At 43.8% G+C, this 15,461-nt stretch carries 12 protein-coding genes; 8 read left to right on the forward strand and 4 right to left on the reverse strand.

Translation table 11 applies throughout. The features are described from left to right. Window positions 1-129: 129 nt before the first annotated feature. Window positions 130-399, reverse strand: a complete 270-nt coding sequence (locus ACFSVN_RS09350; protein ID WP_390301467.1) for an acylphosphatase — start codon at window positions 397-399, stop codon at window positions 130-132. Window positions 400-492: 93 nt separating this feature from the next. Here ACFSVN_RS09350 and ACFSVN_RS09355 point away from each other — a divergent pair, with 93 nt between their 5' ends. Beyond that, complete coding sequence (locus ACFSVN_RS09355; protein WP_390301470.1) at window positions 493-1,425, forward strand: LysR substrate-binding domain-containing protein; 933 nt, start codon at window positions 493-495, stop codon at window positions 1,423-1,425. Between the two features lie 61 nt (window positions 1,426-1,486). Here the strand turns inward: ACFSVN_RS09355 and ACFSVN_RS09360 are convergent, their stop codons facing one another. After that, entirely contained in the window at window positions 1,487-1,684 is a 198-nt protein-coding gene (locus ACFSVN_RS09360) for a DUF3185 family protein (protein ID WP_390301473.1), read from the reverse strand. Between the two features lie 408 nt (window positions 1,685-2,092). On the opposite strand from ACFSVN_RS09360, the gene ACFSVN_RS09365 reads away from it, so the two are divergent. From ACFSVN_RS09365 to ACFSVN_RS09385, 5 genes are all read left to right on the forward strand, one after another. Then, window positions 2,093-3,082 (forward strand): hypothetical protein, encoded by a 990-nt coding sequence (locus tag ACFSVN_RS09365; RefSeq protein ID WP_390301476.1) that lies wholly within the window; start codon window positions 2,093-2,095, stop codon window positions 3,080-3,082. 145 nt (window positions 3,083-3,227) lie between these two features. Beyond that, window positions 3,228-4,946, forward strand: coding sequence for an ATP-dependent DNA ligase (locus tag ACFSVN_RS09370; protein WP_390301479.1), 1,719 nt, complete (start codon window positions 3,228-3,230; stop codon window positions 4,944-4,946). Window positions 4,947-5,141: 195 nt separating this feature from the next. Next, window positions 5,142-6,461: an efflux RND transporter periplasmic adaptor subunit gene (locus tag ACFSVN_RS09375; protein ID WP_390301482.1), complete on the forward strand. Its 1,320-nt coding sequence runs from the start codon at window positions 5,142-5,144 to the stop codon at window positions 6,459-6,461. Between the two features lie 11 nt (window positions 6,462-6,472). Continuing rightward, complete coding sequence (locus ACFSVN_RS09380; RefSeq protein WP_390301485.1) at window positions 6,473-9,580, forward strand: efflux RND transporter permease subunit; 3,108 nt, start codon at window positions 6,473-6,475, stop codon at window positions 9,578-9,580. A gap of 6 nt (window positions 9,581-9,586) precedes the next feature. Continuing rightward, entirely contained in the window at window positions 9,587-10,129 is a 543-nt protein-coding gene (locus tag ACFSVN_RS09385; RefSeq protein ID WP_390301488.1) for a GNAT family N-acetyltransferase, read from the forward strand. An 11-nt stretch (window positions 10,130-10,140) separates the two neighbouring features. Here the strand turns inward: ACFSVN_RS09385 and ACFSVN_RS09390 are convergent, their stop codons facing one another. Next, window positions 10,141-11,043 carry a sirohydrochlorin chelatase gene (locus tag ACFSVN_RS09390; protein WP_390301492.1) on the reverse strand — a complete coding sequence of 301 codons (903 nt, stop codon included), beginning with the start codon at window positions 11,041-11,043 and terminating at the stop codon, window positions 10,141-10,143. Window positions 11,044-11,179: 136 nt separating this feature from the next. Continuing rightward, window positions 11,180-13,300 (reverse strand): elongation factor G, encoded by a 2,121-nt coding sequence (locus ACFSVN_RS09395; protein ID WP_390301495.1) that lies wholly within the window; start codon window positions 13,298-13,300, stop codon window positions 11,180-11,182. 278 nt (window positions 13,301-13,578) lie between these two features. Here ACFSVN_RS09395 and ACFSVN_RS09400 point away from each other — a divergent pair, with 278 nt between their 5' ends. Beyond that, entirely contained in the window at window positions 13,579-14,568 is a 990-nt protein-coding gene (locus ACFSVN_RS09400) for an asparaginase (protein WP_390301498.1), read from the forward strand. 87 nt (window positions 14,569-14,655) lie between these two features. Then, window positions 14,656-15,372, forward strand: a complete 717-nt coding sequence (locus ACFSVN_RS09405) for a ribonuclease H-like domain-containing protein (protein WP_390301504.1) — start codon at window positions 14,656-14,658, stop codon at window positions 15,370-15,372. The last annotated feature ends 89 nt before the right edge of the window (window positions 15,373-15,461 follow it).

The following is a 15,461-nucleotide window of genomic DNA, read 5'->3' on the forward strand; positions in this document are numbered from 1 at the left end:
CTAAGCTTTCTATTCGAAGCTATTTGTTAACTATTTATCCACATTTTGGAAGAAGTAAAAAGGCAAAAGGCAAAAGTGAAAGGTTTCATTAATCTACCCTTTCACTTTTCACCTTTGCCTTTTCACTTATCATAACTCCACTGAGAAATCCTCAAAGTCCTCATCGTCCGATTCTTTACTAACCTCAATACTCTGCACATAGCTTGCTACAGGGCCTTTTTTGCATCGTTCGACAAGTTCTTCGATCTGCTCCTCATCTCCCTGAAAAACAGCTTCCACTCTCCCATCCGATAAGTTTTTTACCCAACCGGTTACCCCAAGTGCTTCGGCGTTCTTTCGGGTGAAATGGCGGAAACCCACACCCTGAACTCGTCCTGTTATAAAAATATGCTTCTTCAATATTCTGCCTTTTTGTTTTTAAAGCTCTATTTTACCATTATCGTCAACTATAAAAAATGATTCCGCAGCGTTTCGTTCAACTATCTTACATCCATGACCTTAACTCAACTTTCCTACATCGTTGCCGTCGACAAACATCGACACTTTGCCACCGCAGCTCAGAAGATCTATATCACCCAGCCTACACTCAGTATGCAGATACAGAAGCTGGAGGATGAACTCGGCGTGCTCATTTTTGACCGGTCGAAGTCGCCGGTGGTTCCTACTGCTATGGGAGAGGAGATCATCGAACAGGCCAAGTTGATACTGAGCGGAGCCAAACATATTGAAGATATGGTGGCTGTTCAGGGTGAAACACTGAGGGGAACCTTCCGGGTAGGAATTATCCCTACAATTGCTCCATACTTAGTGCCGCTTTTTCTGAAGCCTTTTATTGAAAAATATCCGGAAGTAGAGCTGATCTTTGAAGAAGCCCTCACGGCTGAAGTGCTGAAAGGATTGAATGAAGATTATTTTGACGTTGGCATTATCGCCACACCAACCGAGCAGCATATGTACGAGCGCGACCTATACCTTGAGCCGTTTCTGGCATATGTGAGCAGCAACCATGAGTTAGCTAAGAAAGACAAGATCTGCATTGACGATCTGTATAAAGAAGATCTGTGGCTGCTGAATGAAGGACACTGCTTCCGGGATCAAACCATGAAGCTGTGCAAGAAGAACAACGAGAAGCGAAACAAAGCACCCATCATTTTTGAAAGCGGAAACCTTGAAACCCTGAAGCGACTTGTGGAGCAGGATTTCGGCGTCACCCTAATGCCCTACCTAGCCATGAACGAACAGGACAACAGCTGCACGAACGGCATTGTGAAGGAATTCGAAGACCCCATCCCTTCCCGCAAGATCCGTCTGGTGTACAGCCGTGAATTCCTCAAACAAAACCTGATCGATGCTTTTGCAACGGTTATCACAGACTCGATCCCCAAAGAACTGGAATCCCAGGAAGAAGCGATGGTTATTGAGTGAGGCAGGTAACATTGAATATTCAAAATTGAACTTTGAATATTCAATGTTGAAGAGTTAATAACTATTTTTTCTTTACCAGCCCAGCTCCACCCAATATTGCGGCTACAGCACCAACCACAAGCATTATAATGGCATTGGTAGAACCCGCTCCGCCAAAGGCCTGATCAAGCTCTGAGCCAAACGAGTTATATTCCTGATATCCAAAATAAAGAAGGAGTACGCCGGCGATGAAAAGTGCAACAGAGATCGTTCGCTTCATAGGTTCTATTGTTGTTTGGATTTTTACCTATCTAAGAATTTTAGAAAACAAGAGCAATACGCATTGGGTATTGATGATATTTAGATGAGGTAATATATCCTGAATCAAGAGTACAGCATCTTCATATCTGATTTTGGTTTAATTTGAAATAAGAATTAATCCTAAATATACCTGCCACGAACTGTCACCCTCTCTTCTTAGTTTAGTGATTGAAGTAAATAAACAACTCCGCGAAGTCGTCATCCTGAGCGGTAAGTAGCATTATAGTGCTGGATGTTAATAGCGAAGGATCTCAAATTCTTACCTGATGAATAGTTCAAAGTTTGAGATCCCTCGTGTCAGACACCTTCAATCTTTCTGAATGATACGCACTCAGGATGACGACGAATCGGAAAAAGAAATAACCACATGCTCAAGATCACCAAAGCCGGAAATCATGGAATATTGCTGCCGCAGCTGAGCATTGGCCTTGATTACAGCGGCTCCAAGGCAGAGCATGTGTTTGTCTCTCATGGCCATGCCGATCACATTCCCTGGAAAAACAGAGGAACGGTATATGCCACTCCTCCCACTTCCTCTTTTATGAAATTGCGGGGTGTTAAATATGAGGTTCAGGAGCTTCCGTTTCAGAAGACATTGGAAACCGAAAACGCCCGGATCACTTTTTACCCTGCCGGACACATTCTCGGCTCGGCTATGACTTTCGTGGAAAGCGACTTCGGCAACCTCCTTTACACCGGTGATTACCGCACCCCGCCCTCTCCCGCCACGGAGGGATTTGAACTTCCCGATAAATCCATTGATACCTTTATTACGGAGGCGACCTTCAGTCTGCCCGTGTACAAATGGAAATCGTATGAGGAGCTGAAGGCTGAGGTCACTGGCTTTGTCCAAGAAGCACTGAACAATGAATACACTCCGGTCTTCTTAGCGTACAACCTCGGAAAAGCACAGGAGATCATGTTTTTATTGAAAGACCTGGTCCATCCCATTCAGATTCACGGAGCGGGATATAAACTTTGTGAGGTTTATGAGGAACACGGATTCCCTCTCGGAAATTATGAGAGCTACGACCGGGACACCTGCGAAGGCAAGATCCTGATCTGCCCGGGTTCTGCCCTCAACAACGGCTTTGCATCGAATGTGAAGAAAAAGCGCATTGCCTATTGTTCGGGCTGGGCGGCTATGGAAGCACGCCGAAGTCAGCTTACCGTAGATAAACTCATCCCCCTTTCCGATCACCTGGATTTTTTCGAGCTGATCGATCTTTGCGAAAAACTTCAGCCCAAGATCACCTACATCACGCATACTCCCAATCCGAATGTGGTAAAGCATTACCTGGATGAGCGTGGAATTCCTTCTCAGTTTTTAGATATGGCGGCGGGACCGAATGACTAATGTTCAATTTTAAGTGTTAAATATTAGGTCAACCAATAAACAAGCTTATGGAAAATCCAGATTTTTTTAACGACTCGTTTTTTATAACAACCTCAATTGCACATTTAACATTTAAAATTTAGCATTTAAAATTCTACAAACACTGATGAGTACACAAGCTCCAAATACCTTCCTAAAACTAGCAACAACGGCTCAGCGCATAAACGAAACCCGCGGAAGCAATGCCAAGATCAGGATCTGTGCGGAGTATTTTAGATCTATTTCCAATAAGGAAGACCTTCATATGGCAGCGCAGTTTATGGGAGAAGGGGCTTTTTCAGATATCTCAGGAAAGCGGGCTTCAGTGGGCAGCCGAACCTATTCAACCTTGGCGGCCGAGATCTGTGAGATCGATTATGAGAAAGTCTTCAAACCCAGCAAAACGGCGGTGGGAAGCTCTTCTGAAACCATAGAAAAATTGTTTACCAATATTCCCGAAGCACAGAAGAAATGGAGATCCGCTGAATTTTCTCTCAAAGATGTTGAAGTGATCTATGACAGGCTTTATGAAGTTTCTTCCCGAAAAGACAAGCAAGTGATCCTGAAAGAAGCATGGTCGCAATTGACTCCTCTCGAGGTAAAGTATTTCCTGAGGATCATGGGGCGCGGTTCGCTGCGGATCGGTTTTGAGACCAAGAGTATTATTTCAGCCATCGCAAAAGCTTTTGAACAAAAGGTCAAAGATGTACGATATGTGCACATGATCACCGGAAGTATCGGCAGAACCGCGATCTTAGCCAGGCAAGACCGGCTGGATGAAGCCAGTTTTAAGCTTTTTCATCCGCTGTCTTTTATGCTGGCCTCTCCTATTGAAAGTCGTGCCGTTGAGGATTACACTGAATACCTCGCTGAAGAAAAGTTTGACGGGATGCGGTGTCAGATTCATGTTTCAGGGAATAACGTAAAGATCTTCTCTCGTGACCTTAACGATATCACACACTCCTTTCCTGAGATCGTGAATTATTTCACTGAAAGGGAACTTTCGGAGGTTGTACTGGATGGAGAGATCTGCGTATTCAAAGAGGATACCATTCAGCCTTTCCAGCTTTTACAAAAACGAATGGGACTCAAAAAGCCTTCAAAAAAAGTATTGGAGAAGTATCCCACCCTGCTTATTTCGTATGACATTCTTTTTTATGATGGTCAGCCTGTTTTCGAAAGAACATTAACTGAACGCCGAGAGTTACTTTCTGAATTGTCATCGGCATTCAACTTCCCGGTTACCACCCAGAAGCCCGTTTATGATAAAGATCAAATTGATGAACTTTTCGAATTGGCACTTGCTCACGGAAATGAGGGGTTGATGCTTAAACACAAAGATTCTACCTATGAATATGGCCAGCGAAGAAAATCATGGCTGAAGGTCAAAAAGCCGGGAGGTTCTATCGATACCATCATGATGTATGCCCATGCAGGAAGCGGTAAACGCGGTGGCACCTATTCCGATTTCACTCTGGGAATTTCTGTCCGTGATGATGAACGCTACGAAGAGGAATTTATCCCGATCGGGAAAGCTTACGGAGGCTATACGGATGAGGAACTGAAAAAGCTCAATACAAAGATCAAAGAGATCACTGTTGAAAAGTATGGGCCGACATTAGGGCTTTTGCCGGAAATTGTGATCGAACTCGAATTTGATGATATCCAGGTCAATAAAAGAACCAAAGCCAATTTCACACTTAGATTTCCCAGATTTAAAGCTATACGCTGGGATCTCTCCCCGGATGATGTGGATACACTCAGGTATGTAGAGGATCTATACAGAGAGAAGGTGGATAAAAAAAGGCTAAGTCAGAAGAACAAACCTTCATTTATCAATGCTTAACATAATAAACATCCGGAATCAGAAATTAAGACTGATGACTTATCCAATGATATGACCCAAACTGGCCTTAAATTCACCAGAATAATAGAATTAAAACCGTTCACAATTTGTAATCCCTTTTAATAGTATTTAACAATTGAAAGGGAGAAGTTTAGAAAAAATTTGGGTTAATAGAGTCAAACTAAAAATAAAGAAATGAGAAATCCTGTGTCCGTTATAAAATTAATGCTTGCAGCAATACTAGTTCTCACACTCGGATCCTGTTCGGAAAGTGAAACTGACCCCAACCAGAGGCAAGGAAATCTTGTAGTTCCTTCCGTAGAGGCTGTACAAGCGCGTTATGGATCCCTTCCGCTTGTTGAACGATTCAGTGGAAATGTCAGATCCAAAAATCAAGTAGCTCTTTACCCTGAAATTTCCGGAGTTGTAGAGCAGATCTTTGTTCAAAATGGAGATTATGTCAATAAAGGGGATAAACTTGTACAGATGAATACAAACGTACTCGAAAAGCAACTTCAGCAAGCAGAGGCAGGGTATAAAATTGCAAATGCTCAACTAAAGCAATCCAAAGCCGGACTTACAGAAATTGAGAATGAATATCGCCGGGTGAAGCAGTTAGAAGAGAAAAATCTGACAAGTCAGGTTGAAGTGGATCAAATTGAAGGACAATTACTTTCTGCACAGGCAAATGTTGAATTAGCCGAGGCACGACTTGAACAGGCGGAATCCTTGGTAGACCAACGCAGAGATGAATTAAATAAAGCGATAGTCAGAGCTCCCATATCTGGTACCGTTGGGCAGCGTAATGCTGAAATTGGAATGCAGGTTTCAACAAACAGTCAGCTTTTCCTGATCGGAGACCTTTCTAATCTTACCGTTGAGATCATTCTTACAGAAAATATGCTGAATCAAATTCAGATTGGCCAAACTGCCCGAATATTAGTAGAAGATCGCAATGGAAATGAACAAGTTGTGAGCGCAGAACTTTCTCGAATTTCACCTTTTTTGAATGAAGTAACACGTAGTACAGAAGCGGAAATTGATGTAAATAACGACAGCAGACTTTTAAGACCCGGCATGTTTGTTCCGGTAGATATTTTGTTTGGAGAAAGTGAACAAGCCACCCTTATTCCTGTAAGTGCACTTTATACAGACCCAACCTCCGGTGAAGCAGGGGTATTCATTGCTTCCTCACTTGGTTCAGAAATTGAACCTGTTAGTGATACTTCTGACAGCTCCGGCGGTCCGGGTGCTATGACAGAACCTACCCAAGTTGAATTCAAGCCTATTACTGTATTGGCCGAAGGAAGAATGGAACTTGGGGTTTCAGGTGTGGAAAGCGGACAGTGGATAGTAACAGTAGGCCAGGATCTGTTGTCGGAAGGCCGCACAGAAGCAAGAGTACGTGCGATGAGCTGGGATCGTATTTATCAGCTTCAAAATCTTCAGCGAGAAGATCTGTTGAATGAGATCATGCAAGAGCGTGATACCGACTTATCTAATGTAAATCTATAATATTTACGATCATGCCCATTACAGAAACTTCAATTAAGCGTCCTATTGCCACATCGATGGTCTTTCTGATCATCATTACCCTGGGTGTAATCGGATTCCGATTTCTGCCTGTTGACCTCCTCCCTCCCATAGAGTATCCACAGCTTACCGTAGCTACCGATTATGATAATGTTGGGCCGGAGGAAATGGAAACCATCATCACGGAGCCTATAGAGAACGCCCTTGCAGGTGTGCCCGGAGTTGAGCGTGTTCGTTCCAGTTCAGAAGAAGGTGGCAGTCGTGTTACCCTCGAATTTGCCCAAAGCGTAGACATTGATGTTGCAGCTAATGATGTAAGGGCAGCTTTAGATCGTGTACGACGATCTATTCCACCTGAAGCTGATGCTCCCCGAATATGGAAATTCGACCCAAATAATTTCCCTATCGTAATTATTGGGGCAAATGCAGATATGAATCTGGCTGAATTAACCGTCTTGCTGGACCGGGAGATCACTAAAAGATTCGAGCAGATCAACGGCGTTGGCTCCATTGATATTTGGGGCGGTATTGACCGTGAGGTTAAAGTAGATATAAAGCGAGACCGCCTGATCGCAAGTGGCTTGTCTACTGCTGATGTTCAGCAGGCTATTGCCAGGGAAAATGCAAACCTTCCCGGTGGAAACGTAAATTCCGGTATTCAGCGACTCTACGTTCGTACCCTGGGAGAATATGAGTCCATAGATCAGATCGCTAATACTGTTATTACAACTATCGCCTCAAAACCAATTCGGGTAAAAGATATAGCCAATGTTACTTTCGGCTATCAGGATCTGGATCGGGTTGTAAGCATTGATGGGCAACCCATGGTACGATTTGGTATCCGTAAGCAAACCGGAGCAAATACCGTGGCTGTAGCTCAGCAGATCCATGATGAAGTGGAACGGATCAACAGTCAGCGTAACGATCTGAATCTTTTCATAACTACCGACCAAAGTACATTCATACAAAGCTCCATCGATAACGTACAAAGTGCTGCCATATGGGGGGCTTTACTAGCCGTTTTAGTACTCTATGTATTTTTCAGGAATGGTTCTTCCACCTTTATAATTGCCGTTGCCATACCGATATCAATCATTGCAACCTTTGCGCTGCTTTACTTCAATGACCTGACTCTAAACCAAATGAGCTTTGGTGGACTTGCCCTTGGGGTCGGTTTAATTGTAGATAATGGAGTGGTTGTACTTGAAAATATTATTCGACTCCGTGAAGAGGAAGGAGAAGAATTAAAGACAAGTGCGCTTATCGGTACGAAACAGGTTGCAGGGGCTATTGTCGCTTCTACCCTCACCACCTGTGTTATCTTCTTGCCGGTTGTCTTCATGCAAACGATATCCGGGCTTCTTTTTCAGGAATTGGCCCTTGTGGTAGTTTTTGCCTTGATCTGTTCTTTGTTAGTAGCTCTGACTCTCGTGCCAATGCTTTCCAGCCGCTTTCTTACCATTAAGAAAGGCAGTGAGAGTAAGAAGAGCCGATTTCAGGTATTCTTCCAGAAGATGGAGGTTAAATACTCTCAGTTACTTGAAAAGACCTTACACCACAAGCCGGCAGTATTCAGTATTACCGGAATCCTTGTTGTAGGAAGTTTCTTACTGATTCCGATCATCCCGGTAGAGCTCGCACCTCAAACCGACGCCGATGAAATTGATATTGATCTTCAAATGGCTGACGGAACTAACATTGCCGTTCAGAATCTATATCTGAAAGAACTTGAGCAGATCGTTCGGGCAACATTACCTATGGAAAATGTAAAAAACTTCACCACCGAAGTAAGAGACGGACGTGCTGAAGTTGAGATCGCGATGGTTCCACAGTCAGAAAGAAGTCAAAGTACTTCCGACCTGGCTAATGAGATCCGTAGCAATCTTGAAGGAAAGATACCCGGTGCTGACATCCGTGTGAATGCCGGCTCAGGTTTATGGATCCTCAGACGAGTATTTGGTGGCGGCGGTGGTGAGGATGTTCAGTTTGAACTTCGTGGCTACGATATTGAAAAAGCTTATGAACTTGCTCAGCAGATAAAGCTTAGAGTTGAAAAACTTCCCGGCATAGTGGAAGTGAGATCCGGAAGAAGCGAAGGAACTCCTGAGGAGCGTATCCTCTTTGACCGTGATAAGATCGCCGACCTCGGGCTTGCTGTACGTGATGTAGCACAAGTTATACAAACCAATATAGGTGGAAGCCGCGCCGGTTCTTACCGTATTGGCGGAGATGAATATCCTATTACCGTTCGCTTGCGGCCGGAAGACCGACTCGGAACCCTTGATTTAGACAACATTTCGATCCGAACCCCGGAAGGTGGAGTTCTGCCGATCTCTTCCGTGATCAAAAAAGAAAGTGCCCGCGGACCGGAAGACATCAACCGAATCAATGGGCAACGTGTAACCAACATTACTGCAAACCTTGAAAATGGAGTTGCTTTGGGTGAAGCTGTGGAAGCCATTCAAGCTGAACTTTCCGATTTCCCACTTCCATCAGGTTTCAACATTGTTTTTGGCGGTGAATGGGAAGAACAGCAAAAAGCGGCGGCTGATTTCTCCATGTCCATCATCATGGCACTTATTCTGATATATATGGTAATGGCCGGACAGTTTGAACGATTTCTGGATCCCCTGGTTGTAATGTTCTCTGTACCATTAGCGATGGTTGGGGTGATACCGGCATTGTTATTGACCGGAACCACACTGAATATTCAAAGCCTGATGGGAATGATCATGCTTATCGGTATCGTAGTTAACAATGCCATTGTACTCGTTGATTATATCAATCTTATGAGGCGTGAAAAGAATATGCCGGTATTTGAAGCGGTGGTTGAGGCTGGACGACTGAGATTGCGACCTATCCTTATCACCACCTTAACAACGGTACTTGGCTTATTGCCCCTCTCCTTCGGATTGGGTGCAGGTGCTGAGATTCAGGCCTCACTGGCTCGTGTTGTAATCGGAGGTCTTACAGCTTCTACTTTGGTTACCCTGATATTTATTCCGGTAGTTTACGTTAGTGCAGACACTCTGCTTGAAAAAGCAAAAGCCATTAGCTGGAATCCTTTCAGCTCAACCAAAGAAGTTGAACTGGCTCAGTAATACTGTATGCCTGATAAGTTTTCGTTAACCATACGAGAAGAAAAGCCTGCTGACTATGAAGCCGTTGAAAGCCTCATTCAGCAGGCTTTTTCTTTAGCTGAATACAGTGACGGGAATGAACACCGGCTCGTTCAGAACCTTCGAAATTCCGATGCTTTCGTCCCTCAGCTTTCCATGATTGCTGTACTCAATGACATAATTGTCGGACATATCCTGCTCAGCAAAATTAAGATCAGAAATAAAGAAAGGGAGTTTAATTCACTGGCTTTGGCCCCGGTAAGCGTATTACCTGAATTCCAGAATAAAAGTATAGGCGGAAAGTTGATAGAAGCTGCACATCTTAAAGCCAAAAACATGGGGTTTACATCCATAGTATTGCTTGGCCATCAGGATTATTATCCAAGATTTGGGTACAAACCGGCCCATACATTTGGGATCAAATTACCTTTTGAAGCTCCTCCCGAAAATTGTATGGCTATTGAATTGGTACCTGGGAGTTTATCTGAAGTTAGTGGGGAAGTAGTATATCCCAGCGCTTTTTTTGAATAGTTCTTAGTGATCTATAAAAACTCTTCGACGCTCTCGATCAAAAAATCACGAAGTCGTTCATCAGGTAAAAGGGTATCTCCACTCCATTTAAACTCCAATCCCTCCAACCGTTCTGCTATGGATTTCTCCCTTCCGCCCGGTGACAGGAATACCGGAATTACGATCACATTGCCGGAGGTATTCCCCTGCCGAACCAGTGCTCTGAGATGCTGTTTGGCCTGATCATGAACAGGCTTTGGAGCATCATCCCTGACCGTGAGCGATAGAATATTTCTAAAGGCCATTAAGCCCTTCTGGTTTTGATCTTTCTGAATCTGAGCCGCAAGCGATTCCATACTCTTCACCCATTCCGTGTTATCTTCCTCGCCATTGGGACCATGCGCTGCAAGCACGACTGTTTCACTGTCAGGGTCTTCACTGAGTGCCAGGATCCGGTCTCTAAGAATAGCTGCCACTATCGGATGGTCATCCAGAGCATCGGTAAATTGACCAGGTGTATGTATTTTAACCTGGTTAAGAGTGGGAGGAAACAGCATGTTGTGCATTTTATGAGATTCGTCCAATTCAACCCCAGACATCTCTACAAACTCATTAGTATAATGCATCACCGGCATGGGCGCATCAGCAAGTTCATCACGTAAACCCAACAAAAACTCAGCCTGCCTTAGAATAGGGCTATGCTTAGATATAAAGAGTGGGATCACAATTATTCGATCCACTTTTTCAGCTTCCAGTTTCAGAATGGCCTTTTGAATGGAAACGAAGTTAGCCATTCCCCATGCAAACTCCGTTGGATAATTCTCCATCAGCGGTTTAGCCGCTTCCTGTACCATAGAATTCCAGGTAGTGCCTCCACCATGGGCCATTATTAATATTCCAACCTTAGATTTCACTTTTGGATCGGTTGCGCTCATTGTATAAAAAAATATCTTGATTAATACATTTAATGATTCATGAAGATAAGAATTGCAGCATTCTCTTGAATGAATATCAGTGGTTAAATCTTGTTATCTGTATGATCTATCCGTCGTAAGGAATAATAGATCACTATTAAGCTTCCTGTAAATTCTCCTTCACTACTCGTTCCTGAACATCATGGGGAACTTGCGCATAATGAGAAAACTCACGAGTATATGTGGCGCTTCCCTGAGTCATCGATTTGAGACGGGTTGAATAATGGTCCAGTTCTTCCAGCGGAACATGAGCTTTTATTTTTTGGATAGAACCTTCTCCCTCCATGCCCTGAATTTGACCACGACGGCTGCTGAGATCGCTCATAACATCTCCCATATAGCTCGACGGCACATTCACCTCAATTTCATACACCGGCTCCATGAGCTGGGGATTTGCTTTCATAAATCCATCTCTGAAAGCCATCAAAGCTGCCGTTTTAAAAGCTGCTTCATTGGAATCAACTGAATGCATGGAGCCATCATAAACGGAAATCCGAATATCTCTTACCCTGCATCCGCTCATCGGCCCATTTTCCATTTTCTCCATCACTCCCTTTAAAATGGCCGGCATAAAGCGATTATCGATCACCCCACCCACTATACAATTCTGGAATACCAGCTTTCCGCCCCAGGGTAAGTCCTGCTCTTGCACATCCCGAACTTTCAGGTCGTCCGGAGTTGACATTCCTTCTACATAAGGCTCGATCAAAAGATGAACTTCGGCAAACTGACCGGCCCCGCCTGATTGCTTTTTGTGTTTGTATTGAGCTCTTACTGCTTTAGTTATGGTTTCCCTATATGGAATTTTCGGCGTTACAAATTCCACATCCAGTTTAAATCTGTTCTTCAGCTGATCTTCAATAACAGCCAAATGTTCTTCTCCCTGACCGTGAATGATCACCTGACGTAATTCCTGACTATGTTCGATAACGACAGAGGGATCTTCCCTGTGAATTTGATGGAGTGCGTGACCAAGTTTGTCTTCATCTCCTTCTTTCTTCAGCTTCACTGCAGTCCGGATAGTAGTTGGAGGAAACTCAATCCCCTGCAGTTTTATATCATGGCCTTTTTCATGAAGGGTATCATTCACTTCTCCATCCTTTAATTTAACTACAGCCCCTATATCTCCCGTTCTTATTTCATTGATCTCAATACGTTTATGTCCCTCAGATAAAAACAGACTTCCCAGCCGAACCGATGAACCATTAGAGCTGTTAACCAGATCCATACCGGGACGAATGCTGCCGCCGTACACTTTAAAGTAGATCAAATCCCCAACATGAGACTCCGAATAGGTCTTGAATAGAAACATGACCGGTTTCCCATCCGGATCGAGGGCATATTCATTGTCTTCTTCTGTTTTTGGGGGATTCCCCTGCAATGGATTTGGAGCCACATCATCAAGAAATCCCATAACACGACCCGTCCCCATATTTTTTGATGCCGTTGAACAAAACAGTGGGAAGATCTGCCCATTTACCAAGGAGATGTGTAATCCTTTTTCCATCTGCTCTTCATCCAATTCACCCTGATCAAAATAGATATCCATCAGCGTTTCATCATTTTCTGCGATGGTTTCCACCAGTTCCCTGTGCAGTTTTTCTGCCTGTGGTTTCATTGAATCCGGAATGGGTAATTTATCCGGCTTTCCCCCTTTATCTGGGAATTCGTACATGGTCATCCTGAGGACATCGATGATCCCATGAAAATCTTCTCCTTCACTGTATGGGAATTGTACCACCGTCACTTCCCGGCCGAATTGTTCACGGGCTTCCTCTACTGTTTTCCAGAAATCTGACTGATCTGTATCCAATTTATTCACCACAAACATGGATGGCACAGAATACTTTTGCACATACTTCCATAAGGAGCTCGTAGCCGTCTCTACCCCTTGTTCACTGTTCAGTACAAAAATAGCTGTATCGGTGATCCGAACAGCACCTGCTACTTCACCTATATAATCCGAAGTTCCCGGGGTATCGATAAGGTTTATCTTATGGCCGCGCCAATCCAGATTTAAAAAAGATGAATGTATAGATTTCCCTTTCTCTTTTTCTAAGGGATGATAATCGGACACAGTATTTTTTTCCTCAACCGAACCTCGTCGGTTAATGGCTCCGGCTTCGAAAAGCATCGTTTCGGCCAACGTTGTTTTTCCGGAGCCCGAATGGCCCAGCAGCACAACATTTCTGATACGGGTAGGATCATAAACTTTCATAGGATACTCCTTTTTGCACTAATATCATTGCTTCCCCATCCTCATCGGTTCCAACGCGGAGCGTAGGAACCAGGGTTTCAGGTTTTTAAATAACTTGTTCCGATCGCTCTGCGTCGGAACCAACATCATGAGCAGTAATATTAAAGTGTGTTTTAATGAAAACAGATTTTAACTTCTGAGCGCGCCAATTGCTCGCGCCATAAATTCAATGAACAGTACTCATTCTCTTTGAATAGAATGTGAAGATTTAAAATAATCGGAAGCACGAATAAATCAACATGAAAAAAATACTGCTGATCCAAACCGGGGGAACCATTGCCATGAACGCCAAAGGAGCCGGAGTTGAACTTGATCCGGACTCATGGTCAAAGGTGCTTTATGATGAGATTCCTGAGCTGAGTGAGATCGCTGAGATCACCACACTTCCTCTTTTCTTTGAGGACAGTTCTGACCTGAATGCCTCCCACTGGATCAAGCTCTCAGGATGTATAGAAGATAAATATGATACCTTTGACGGGTTTGTGATTCTGCATGGAACCGATACCATGGCCTATTCTGCTTCCGCACTCAGCTTTGGACTGCAGAATCTGGGGAAACCGGTCATATTTACGGGCAGCCAGCTTCCCATGAGCACCATTCGCAGTGATGCCCGACGTAACCTTGTTAATGCCATCGAGCTTGCCACCATGGATTTCAAAGAAGTTGGAATTTGCTTCAATGATGCACTCTATCGGGGAAATCGTGCCACCAAAATGAGTATCGGGGATTTTGACGCATTTGGCTCCCCAAATTTCTCTCCATTAGCTGACATCGGGATCCAAATTGAAACTCGTGTTTCCGAGCAATTTGGTTCCGGGAAACTTAAGAATAGGGCGAAATACTCAGATGAAGTTTTTGTGCTTACAGCTCACCCTAATTTAAATCCTGATCTACTGAATGGATTGAACCTGGATAAGATCCAAGCCGTCATCCTCAGGGCATTTGGAAGTGGTAATTTTTGCGTGAAAGGTGATAAAAGCCTCCTTCCTTTTTTGGACAAGTGCCGGGATGCCGGTGTGATCGTAGCCATAGTGTCACAAGCCGATTTCGATTCAGTGGATCTTACACAGTACACAGCAGGAAGGGCTGCTTTAAAGCACGGAGCCATTAGCGGAAATGACCTTACATTGGAAGCTGCACTCACCAAACTCATGTTTTTATTGGCACATTACGATTCCAAAACCGATATTGAAGTGTTGTTCCAGAAGTCTATTGTCGGGGAATTATAAAAGGTGTTAGGTTTTAGGTGCAAGGTTTTAGAAAGTTCTTGCATTTAAACCCTACCACCTCATTTCTAACACCTAAAACCTATTACGATGTTTTTCATTTTTGATCTAGAGACTATTCCGGATATTGAATTTATTCGCCGGGTCTTAAATGACCGGGAATCGGATGAAGAACTATTGCTCGAAAAAGCAAGTGAGGAGCTCGCACGTAATGCTTCCGGTTTTCTACCTCCTATGTATCATCGTATGGTTTCCTGGGTGGGGCTTTGGATCGAAAATACAGGTGGCCCTAAGCAAAAGATCGCCTGGAGTGGAGAGAATGAGAAAGAAGGACTGATCAAGATCTTCGATGCTATTGGAACCTATAAAGACTTCGGCTTGATCCACCATAACGGTAAAGGATTTGATATTCCCGTACTCACATACCGAGCTATGAAACACGGATTACAGATGCCTGTTCGGATGAATGATTATGACATCCGCTACCGATACAGTAAGCACAATATTGATCTTGTAGATGAATTCAGTAATTACGGGGCAAGCTCGTGGCCCAAGCTGAAACATCTTGGACAGCTTATCGGGATTCCTTTCAAACAAACCGGAGAGGGAAACGAAGTGTATGCAATGTACAAGCGTAAAGAGCTGGACCTGATAGAACACTACTGCTATGAGGATGTAATGGCTACCTATATCGTTTGGCTTTATCATCAGTTCACTGCCGGACATATCCCTGAGGATCAATTTAACAACTTCAAAGACCGTGCAATGAGTAAGCTTAAGGAAATTCAGTCCGGACCTCCGAGATAATTTAATTGCCGGATAATTACCCATACAGCTACGATGTATGGGAGTTTACTAAATAGTTAAGCCTACCCAGTGAGGTTAAATCATTTAAA

Origin of the sequence: Gracilimonas halophila (genome assembly GCF_042684365.1) — a bacterium.
Classification (GTDB): Bacteria; Bacteroidota; Rhodothermia; order Balneolales; family Balneolaceae; genus Gracilimonas; species Gracilimonas halophila.